Origin of the sequence: Nostoc sp. ChiQUE01b (assembly GCF_034531255.1) — a bacterium.
In the GTDB taxonomy this organism is placed as follows: Bacteria; Cyanobacteriota; Cyanobacteriia; order Cyanobacteriales; family Nostocaceae; genus Nostoc.
The window spans coordinates 1-4940 of sequence record NZ_JAVRBM010000170.1; the positions used below are offsets into that span (position 1 = coordinate 1).

At 39.8% G+C, this 4940-nt stretch carries 4 protein-coding genes; all 4 read right to left on the reverse strand.

Going from position 1 to position 4940, the window contains the following annotated elements; genetic code table 11:
- Positions 1–25: 25 nt before the first annotated feature.
- Positions 26–652, reverse strand: coding sequence for a hypothetical protein (locus RMY63_RS41075; protein ID WP_322734173.1), 627 nt, complete (start codon positions 650–652; stop codon positions 26–28).
- 656 nt (positions 653–1308) lie between these two features.
- Positions 1309–2040, reverse strand: a complete 732-nt coding sequence (locus RMY63_RS41080; RefSeq protein ID WP_322734174.1) for a hypothetical protein — start codon at positions 2038–2040, stop codon at positions 1309–1311.
- Positions 2041–2930: 890 nt separating this feature from the next.
- On the reverse strand, positions 2931–3236 hold the full coding sequence (locus RMY63_RS41085; protein WP_322734175.1) for a hypothetical protein: 306 nt from the start codon (positions 3234–3236) through the stop codon (positions 2931–2933).
- Positions 3237–3475: 239 nt separating this feature from the next.
- Positions 3476–4414: a ParM/StbA family protein gene (locus RMY63_RS41090; protein WP_322734176.1), complete on the reverse strand. Its 939-nt coding sequence runs from the start codon at positions 4412–4414 to the stop codon at positions 3476–3478.
- Between the last annotated feature and the right edge of the window lie 526 nt (positions 4415–4940).

Genomic DNA, 4940 nt, shown 5'->3' on the forward strand with positions numbered 1-4940 from the left:
CTCTACTACAGAGCGCCCTCTCTCTTCATACTCTTGTTTTGGCAAAGGTATTGTCGTTCAAACCTAATTTCAAACTAGGTAAATCGGCGATCGCCAATTGTACTTCCTGAAGAATACCTTGTTCTCCGGGAGTAATCCCCGCATTTGTCCAGCGGGCGATCGCCTCGGTACGGAATCTTTCTAATATTTCCGGTGTTAATTGGTTCAAGTGTGGGAGATTGTTTGGCTCAACAGGCTCACTTGGAGTGCTAGTTTGCTGTTGAGTTATCTCAGCTTGTAATGTCTCAAAGGATGGACTTAATGGGCTAACATTCACCACTTCATCTTGAGTGGACAAGCCAATTAAGGGCTGATCTCCTGTCATACCTGTAATTGGATCGAAGCCACTGCTTGTTGTTTCACTAAAATTTGCTGTTAGTAAAAAAGCAGCCTCTGTTACAGGGGGCTGTTGTGCAAAAGTAGTTGAAGATAATGGAGTATTAAATATAATTAGGTCTGTGCTAGGAGATCCAACTGTTGATGTTGAAGAATTATTTGGAGAAATTCCGATTCCTTGACTCAATTTGAATGGATCTTCAATCACGGGCATTATAGACCCATCGTTCACCAGCAGTGAGTCGGAGATCCCAAACAATTCGTTTATCCCTGACATATAGACCCCTGATATATAAAAAAATAGATAATCGTTCAATAAGTAGGAAGTTGAAAGTCGGAAGTCGCAAGTACGGTTTTGTAATAGCGTCCCATACGCGTCTCTAAGAGTTACCTCTTCGATTGTGGGTAGCGTCTATTTATTTAAACCCCAACATAAAACAAGCTTGTGTCTTGGGGATAGGGACTTAAACCCTTAAATGTCGGAACTAGGAAGTAACAACTTTAAACGAACGACTTCCGACTTCCGACTTCAAACTTCCGACTTCGTTCAAATATGACTTTTTCTGAACCTTTAACAAAAGCTCAGTCACAGAAGATTTATAACTACCAAATATCGGCGGTAGCAATTACTCTGCCCGCCGAATATCCAGCATTTTTTAGTTGATAATTTATCCAAATGCCTTGGAATTACCATTTATTTAGAAGTCGCTCTTTTGCTTTGGGAGCAAGTTGCAAGTAATACCCCATAACGAAATAGGAGGATTGAAGTAAGGACGCTTTAAGTCTTGCACTAGGTGTAGAGACAAAATTCTTTATTGGCTTACTACGAATAAATTCGTTTGTCTGGTTACCATTTTTTACTTCCGACTTGCGACTTACAACTTGCTACTTCTTTTTGTCAAGTTCGCTATCGTCACAAAAACTTCTTACTGCTTAGACAGCAGCACTCATAGCAAATACATTGGGAACTACACTATTTTGTTCGCTGTTTTTTCCAATAAATTTAGTGTTGATAATTTCTTGGTAAATTGCTAAATCTGCCTGCCAATTATCAACGGCTTGATGTACGCTGTTCTTACGTTCAAGTACTGTTTCACTTATGATTTCATAGCTAAAACTACCGCTAAACAACACAATTGGAGTGCTTGTTTCGTCTGGATTCCGTAGAGAAGCTTCATTTATACTCAGGTAAAGTGGCCCCCGCTCCAAAGTGTAAGCTAAGTTCAGTGTTGCTCTCACTGGTGCAGTCCCAACTTCTTGCCAAGCACCACCGGATAACAATGTTTCTGTTAGGAATAAGCGGGCTGCATCTTGTTCCTTTTCAAAAGCAACGTAGCCTCTTGGATTAATACCTACAGCTTCATACTCTACATTTGGTAAGGCTTCAACATATTTTTTAGCGATTTCTGGAATACTGATTTCTTTTACTGCTTTATTTTCAATTGCTTCTATGAACATGACTCGCGTCGGTTCAGCTATGATAGCTATGCCGTTGGTAAAGGCTACTTGGGATACGCTTTGAGTATATATCGGTTGACGAGCCAATTCCCATTCAGTCGGGACGATACCAGTGTATTTGAGGAAATCTGGATTCAGTATTGTTGGTTTGTGGTTTTTGGCAGCAATGATAATCCCGAACTCTTGGGTAATTAAGGTTTGGCTCATGATGTTTTCCTGATAACGGTGTACTTCAAGTTATGAGTCTTTAGTGCTAGCTGTGGCGTTGTCCTAGAGTGGAACCTCCCTCATCATCTGTTGCGTGTGATTGTCGGATAAAAAACAAAGGAGAAAACCTTTAATTTGCTGCCGTTGACTTGCAATCCCACGCCACACCCGTAAAGCTGCATAAGAGATGGCCATTCTGCTCTGACCTAGATAACAACCCACTACTGTCAACAGTTGTGTACTGCCACTTGTAACTTTATACACTTGCTATTCGGATTTGCACCTGAGAATTTCTGCGTAAATGAAGTAAAATTCCTACTTAAGTAATAACCGCAAGTAAATGTATTATTTTTATAAAATCAATTGATCGGCTCGGCAAGCAGACGCAGTGCGTGGCAGAATTAGCTGGAAATATGCTTTAAGCTTACCGTTAACTGACCTGGCTTTGATTTTTCAGTTTTATCTGAGTTTCACCCCCCACCACGCCAATAAAACCGACAACTTGACCACTTTTTGAATTCAAAATTCAAAATTCAAAATGCAAAATTAAGAAGAAAAAATTTTGAATTAATTAATCCTTCGCGTCAAAGCCCCCACTGATTTTTAAATCAGTGGTTTTCAATCAGTGGCGGGTTTCAAGCCACCACTGATTGTAATTTTGAATTGATAATGCGTGAATTTTGAATTGTTTTGACCTGACGCATCTTGCACGCAGATCAGTCCGTTTGCACGAGACAGCTCATCACATACTAGTGGCTGGAAAAAGTTGGATGTCACTTTCGCTCAAGAATAAGTGCGTAGCGCGGGCAGAAGCTTCCCATACTTCAATTAAGCGCGGCAGATCTTGTTTGTGTAGAGGAGAAATGTCTTTTTGTGTTTGCATACATAATTTATAGTTCAAAATCTAGGGAAAATGTTTCATTGCCTGAATCCTCTTGTTCAGGGTTGGTCGATACACTAGTAAGAGACTGTCGAGATACTCCTGAATTGGTATCTATACCATTGAAATCGGATGTATAAGCTATTGGTTGCTGTATATTCAACACTCCTTTTTTGAATGCAAAATAGCAATCAATGATGAAATGAACCGTCTCTAAATAGCTTTTGTCTAATTGTTTAGCCTCTGCTATTATGCGCTGACGATAACTATTTCTGATACGTACTTTATCTGAGACATTATCTTGATTATTGAGCATGGCTTTATCCTATTGGGTTTTTAAGAATTTTTGTTAACTAGCCCCTTCGGGGCAGGGTGTGGGGTGTGGGGTGTAGGGAAAGAAAGAGTACCCCAAACAACAGGATACAAGCCTCTGTATTTATACATAGAATGAAAAGAAATATGTATTTTGACATAGGTAGTACGAAAAATATAATGTCTTTGTTTGAAGCCCTTTCTTTTAAGAATGACATTTCCCTACACCCCACACCCTACACCCTACACCCTGTTAACTATTGCTTTGGCCATCTCTAATAGCCCGACTGCATTAGCCTCTACCGGATTGTCCAGGACTTTGAAGCCATTTTTCTCTAACAGCTTTTTATACCCTGGCAATAAACAGCCGCCTCCTATTGCCCAGATTTCATCGCCTTGGTGTTTGGCATCTAGGGCCATACCTACTACTTTTTTCAAATATTTTTCATACCAATCCTTAAAACAAGCCATGTAGACATCTTTAATATCAATGTCACGACTATATCTGGTGTGTTCGTTTTCTAAGCAAAATCGCACCTTTGATGCGTCCCCAACTTTACCCCCATTAAGATGTTTCATTTTTTGGGCAATCTCATCGATGAGGACTTCTACACCGACTGGGTAAGGTGTGTGTACTTCCCGTTTGCCTTGAGTGTATCGAGAATACAGTGTTGTGCCATTGCCAAAATCAATCACTGTTAACTTTTTGGGAAGGGAACGCCCAAACAAAGCTCCCATTCCTTCTGGAACCACCTTCAAGACTTCTACCTTGACTTCTGAGGGTTTACCAGCAAGGACAGCAAGGTATTCTCCATTAAGGACTTGCGTTAAGTTTTTTGCTAGAGCAACATCATGCAAGCTGACGACTAACTTCAAATGCCAAGCTTTGCGGTGTGGCAAATGTGCTAATGCTCCCAATAGAGTCGTTAGAGCATTCTTGATTTTGTTGTCATTGCTATCAGTATTGCGTTCAAAATGATTTCCAGCACGGAAAGCAGATTCACCAACTGTGTATACTGTCCCATTAAATTCCACTCTCCCTGGAACGTCTTCCATATCTGCTGTGGAAATGTAGCTGGGGACTCTTACAACATCAAAGCCATCGACCCACAGCTTCAAACTGCCATAGCCATTGTCAAAGCCTGCCGGAAAAATTTTTTGCAGTGCATGGATATTTGTCATCGGGGTTAATTGCGGCATAAAATCAGGACTTTTTGAGGATACCCTAAATGAGTGTTAATTGTAACTCATATAACTCCCATTTAGTACCTATTTAGAATTATTTATTTTTAGGTATTATATGACCCCTATCTGACACCTATTTAGAATTTTTAATTTTTTAGCTTTTTCAACTGTTTTTTCGTTTGAGTTAAGTTATGTTCTTAAAAAACAAAGTTTGGTGGTAATAATTCAGTGCAATTGCCTTGTGGCTTACTCGCTTTATTTGTAATGAGAGTGTTCAATCTTATTGATTCTTAAATAAGTCAAGAACTCGCCGTCAACCCAAAAGGTATGACGGGAGCTTGTAAAAAGCTCAAACTTGACCAGACTAAGGTTTAACAAACCTACGTTATTCAGCTCATGAAACCTACAAATACGTGCCAGTTTGTAGCTCTTTCGTACAACTTTAAGCATTTGTAACGAGTTAAGGAAGCAGGGCGAACGCATCTAAATATAGTACATATATACTTAAAGAAGTTTAATCGCG

Bases quoted from the DNA above. Each gene is read 5' to 3' on its own strand.
- RMY63_RS41075 (WP_322734173.1), bottom strand. From the start codon at position 652: ATGTCAGGGATAAACGAATTGTTTGGGATCTCCGACTCACTGCTGGTG.
- RMY63_RS41080 (WP_322734174.1), bottom strand. From the start codon at position 2,040: ATGAGCCAAACCTTAATTACCCAAGAGTTCGGGATTATCATTGCTGCC.
- RMY63_RS41085 (WP_322734175.1), bottom strand. From the start codon at position 3,236: ATGCTCAATAATCAAGATAATGTCTCAGATAAAGTACGTATCAGAAAT.
- RMY63_RS41090 (WP_322734176.1), bottom strand. From the start codon at position 4,414: ATGACAAATATCCATGCACTGCAAAAAATTTTTCCGGCAGGCTTTGAC.